This window comes from Streptomyces sp. NPDC058231, from assembly GCF_042882275.1.
Taxonomy (GTDB): Bacteria; Actinomycetota; Actinomycetes; order Streptomycetales; family Streptomycetaceae; genus Streptomyces.
Genome location: NZ_JBHVWN010000147.1, coordinates 1 through 4,010, shown reverse-complemented (window position 1 = coordinate 4,010; position 4,010 = coordinate 1). Strand labels below are relative to the sequence as shown.

The following is a 4,010-nucleotide window of genomic DNA, read 5'->3' as shown; positions in this document are numbered from 1 at the left end:
TGCAACGTCGCACCGATGTCCGACGTACGCGTCGTGGTCATCGACTGCACCGACACCGGCGCATCCCCACCGACCGCAACCGACCCGACCTGGATGCGCCGCGAGGGGCGGCGCATCGCGAGCGGCCGGGCCGGCAGCTCGGGGAGTCCCAGTACGACTGGTTCTCCAGCGGTCATGACGTCACCGGTTCCCGGAGACGGTCTCCCGCGCGGCGCGCAGGGATTCCTTCAGCGACCCCATGGTCGCAAGGACCGCCGTGGGCTCGTAGCCGCAGTGCGCCATGCAGTTGGCGCAGCGCGGGTCCTTGCCGCGTCCGTATTTGTCCCAGTCGGTGTCCTCGATGAGTTCGCGGTACGTCGGGACGTACCCGTCGCTCATCAGGTAGCAGGGCCGCTGCCAGCCGAAGAGCGAGTAGTTGGGGATGGCCCAGGCGGTGCACGGGAAGTCGGCCTTGCCTTCGAGGAAGTCCAGGAAGAGCGGGGAGTGGTTCAGCCGCCAGCGGGCGCGGTTGCCGCCCGCGAAGGACTTCTTGAAGAGCTCACGGGTCTGCTCGACGCCGAGGAAGTGCTCCTGGTCGGGTGCCTTCTCGTACGCGTACGCGGGCGAGATCATCATCTCGTCGACCTTCAGGTCGTCGTTGAGGTAGTTGAGCACCTCGATGACGGTCTGCGGGGTGTCGGTGTTGAAGAACGTGGAGTTCGTGGTCACCCGGAAGCCGCGCCGCTTGGCCTCCTTGATCGCCGCCACCGCCTCGTCGAACACGCCTTCCTTGGCGACCGATTCGTCGTGCCGCTCGCGCAGGCCGTCGATGTGCACGGCGAAGGCGAAATACGGTGACGGGGTGAACTTCTCCATCTTCTTGCGGAGCAGCATCGCATTGGTGCAGAGGAAGACATACTTCCGCCGGGCCACGAGCTGCCGCACGATTTCGTCGATCTGCGGGTGCATCAGGGGTTCACCGCCGGCGATGGAGACCATCGGGGCACCCGATTCCAGCACCGCGCCGACGGCCTGAGCCACCGGCATGCGCTGCTTCAGGACTCCGGCCGGATGCTGGATCTTCCCGCAGCCCTCGCACGCCAGATTGCAGGCGAACAAAGGCTCGAGTTCGACGATGAGCGGGAATTTCTCCCGCTTGCGGAGCTTCTGTTCAATGAGGTACGTCGCAACCTTGATGGACTGACGGAGCGGCATGGCCATCTAGCTCACCTCCTGGGGAGCAGCAAAGATCGGTGCCATTCATAGAAAGCCGGTAGGACGGCACGGAGGACGCGGAAGGCTGATATTCCACCGCGGAGCGTGCCGATGCGGACGAGCTCATGCTCCGGAGCGTCCACGACCACCCGTACGGCCGCAACCGGGCGCGGCCCGGTCCGCAGGGCGGTGCGGAGAGTGGCGGCGGACTCCATGTCCACCGCGATCGCTCCGGTGGCCCGCAGCGCGGTCCGCTCATGTCCGCGTACGACATGGTCGGAGCCGGTCAGCGGACCGGTGTGGACGGTGCGGTCGGGCACCGCCCTGGCGAGGGCCTCGGCGAGCAGGCCCGCGCCGGTGCAGGCCGACGAGTTCCCGGCTTCCCGGGTCTCGTCGGCGACCACCAGGTCTCCGGGGTGCATGCCGGGTTCGAGCCCGGCGCAGAATCCGGAGGCGATGACCGCGGCGCCGTGCGCGCGGTCCTGGCCGAGTACGCGTGCCACGGCCGTCTCGGCGGCCTTCGGTCCCATGCCCGTGCGGACCACGGTCACCGGGCCCGGGGCGTCGCCCGCTCTGCCTCGGCCACTGCGCAGGGCGAACTGTTCGATGCCGAGCGCACAGGCGATCAGCAGCGGTGCCGCGGGGCCGTCCGGCCCCGGGGTATCGCCCATCAGGCCCCCTTGCGAGTGGCCGTGCGGGCGGCGAACGGGTCGCCGTACACGTACCGCCCGAGTGCGGTGAGCGGGAAGACCTGCCGGTAGAGGTGGTAGTTGATGGAGAAGTCCCAGGGGAAGCCGGTGCCGGTGAAGTACGGCTCGTCCCAGGACCCGTCGGCCTGCTGGGCCTCGGTCAGCCAGGCGATGCCGCGGGTCACCGCCGTGGTGTCCCGCCGGTCGGCGGCGAGGAGCGCGAGGAGCGCCCAGGCGGTCTGGGAGGCGGTGGAGGCGCCGTGCCCGATCCACTTCTCCTCCCGGTACGAGCGCAGGTCCTCGCCCCAGCCGCCGTCGTCGTTCTGAACGGACTCCAGCCAGCCGACGGCCCGGCGGATGGAAGGATGGGCGGCAGGCAGTCCGGCGGCGACCAGGGCGGGCACCACCGACCCTGTTCCGTAGACGTAGTTGACTCCCCAGCGGCCGAACCAGGCACCGCTCGGCTCCTGTTCGGCGAGCAGCCAGTCGATGCCCCGCCGGGCGGCGGGGTGACCGGACCTCCCTTCCATGGCCAGCATTTCCACCACGTGTCCGGTGACGTCGGCGGACGGTGGGTCGATGACTTCACCGAAGTCGCAGAACGGCAGCCGGTCGGGGAACGGACTGGTGTTGTCGGCGTCGAAGGCGCCCCACGCCCCGTTGCGGGACTGCATGCCGAGGTTCCAGCGCACCCCGCGCTCGATGGCGGCGTCGACGCTCGCAGGGTCCGGGTGCTGGACCCGGCGCAGCGCGAGGACCACTTCCGCGGTGTCGTCGATGTCCGGGTAGTTGTCGTTGTGGAATTCGAAAGCCCAGCCGCCCGGGGCGAGTTGAGGCCGCTGTACGGACCAGTCTCCAGGCCTGACGATCTCCTCGCCGAGCATCCAGTCCGCCGCCTTCACCAGCGCGGGATGGTCGGGGCTGACGCCGGCGTCGGCGAGCGCGATGGTGGCGAGACAGGTGTCCCAGACCGGCGACTGGCAGGCCTCGATCATGCGGGCGCCGTCCTCGCGCCAGATGGCGAACCGGTCCAGCGAGTCCAGGCCGGCCCGCATCACCGGGTGGTCGAGGTCGTAACCGAGGAGGTGCAGGGCGATGACGGAGTACACGGCGGGCGGCTGGATGCCGCCCCAGCAGCCGTCGTTCTCCTGGCGTTCGATGATCCAGCGGGCCGCCGCGTTCATCGCGATCCGGCGCAGCCGGCGCGGGGCCACCTTGTGGTAGATGTGCAGCGCCTTGTCGAGACGCTGGAAGAGACCGTTCCAACTGACCGCCGGAGCACGGCGCTTGGGCGGGTTGGGGACGAGCGGATCGGTGTGCAGCTCGTCGAGCGGGAAGGGCGCGGGCCGTACCGGGCGCTTCGCCGAGACGACCGTCAGCGGCACGATGGTCTGACGGGCCCAGCAGCCGAAGTCGTAGATGTTGAGCGGGACCCACTTCGGGAAGAACATCAGCTCCGGTGGGAGCTCCGGCAGGTCGTCCCATTTCCACCAGCCGAAGAGGGCCAGCCAGATGCGGGTGAAGACGCGGCTCTCCGCGATGCCTCCCTGCTCCCTGATCCACCGGGAGGCGCGGGCCATGTGCGGGTCATCCGGCCGGTCACCGGCCAGCCGCAGCGCGACGTAGCCCTCGATGGTGGCCGAGAGGTCTCCCGGGCCGCCGTGGAAGGTGGCCCAGGTACCGTCGCCGAGTTGTTCGCCGCGGATGAAGAGTCCGGCCGCCTCGACGGTGGCCGGGTTCTGGATGCCGAGGAACTGACGGAGCAGCAGGTCCTCGGCGTCCATGGTGATGTTGGTGGCGAGGTCGCCCTTCCACCAGCCCTGGTCGTCCTGCTTGCCGAGAAGGTGCTCCACCGAGCGTTCCGCGGCCCGCCGCGCGACGGCGAGCACGTCGTCCGCGACGATGGTTGATTCGGTCGGTTCGCTGGCCGAGGCTGCGCGGGGGCTCACAGCCCCGGTGCTTCCGTCGGTCGTCGCTGTCATGGCTTCCCCTTCGTGCAGTTGGTCCTCTGCTGTGCTGGGGTCTCCGTCGGGCGGGGCCCCGGGGGGGGGGCGGGCCGCCCCCGCGGGGGAAATTGGAAAATTGTTTAAATATTTAGTAAAAACACGAACTACCCGCGCGCCGGGA

General features: G+C 69.3%; 4 protein-coding genes. All 4 read right to left on the bottom strand.

Features of this window, described 5'->3' with window-relative positions; genetic code table 11:
* Window positions 1–176 (bottom strand): flavodoxin-dependent (E)-4-hydroxy-3-methylbut-2-enyl-diphosphate synthase (locus ACFVXE_RS38755; RefSeq protein WP_389678464.1); only part of this gene is annotated, 176 nt, incomplete at its 3' end.
* A gap of 4 nt (window positions 177–180) precedes the next feature.
* Window positions 181–1,200 carry an adenosyl-hopene transferase HpnH gene (hpnH, locus tag ACFVXE_RS38750; protein ID WP_389678462.1) on the bottom strand — a complete coding sequence of 340 codons (1,020 nt, stop codon included), beginning with the start codon at window positions 1,198–1,200 and terminating at the stop codon, window positions 181–183.
* Between the two features lie 5 nt (window positions 1,201–1,205).
* Window positions 1,206–1,865: a 1-hydroxy-2-methyl-2-butenyl 4-diphosphate reductase gene (locus ACFVXE_RS38745; protein ID WP_389678461.1), complete on the bottom strand. Its 660-nt coding sequence runs from the start codon at window positions 1,863–1,865 to the stop codon at window positions 1,206–1,208.
* Window positions 1,865–3,865 (bottom strand): squalene--hopene cyclase, encoded by a 2,001-nt coding sequence (shc, locus tag ACFVXE_RS38740; protein WP_389678459.1) that lies wholly within the window; start codon window positions 3,863–3,865, stop codon window positions 1,865–1,867. Before shc ends, ACFVXE_RS38745 begins: the two co-directional genes overlap by 1 nt.
* Window positions 3,866–4,010 lie beyond the last annotated feature (145 nt).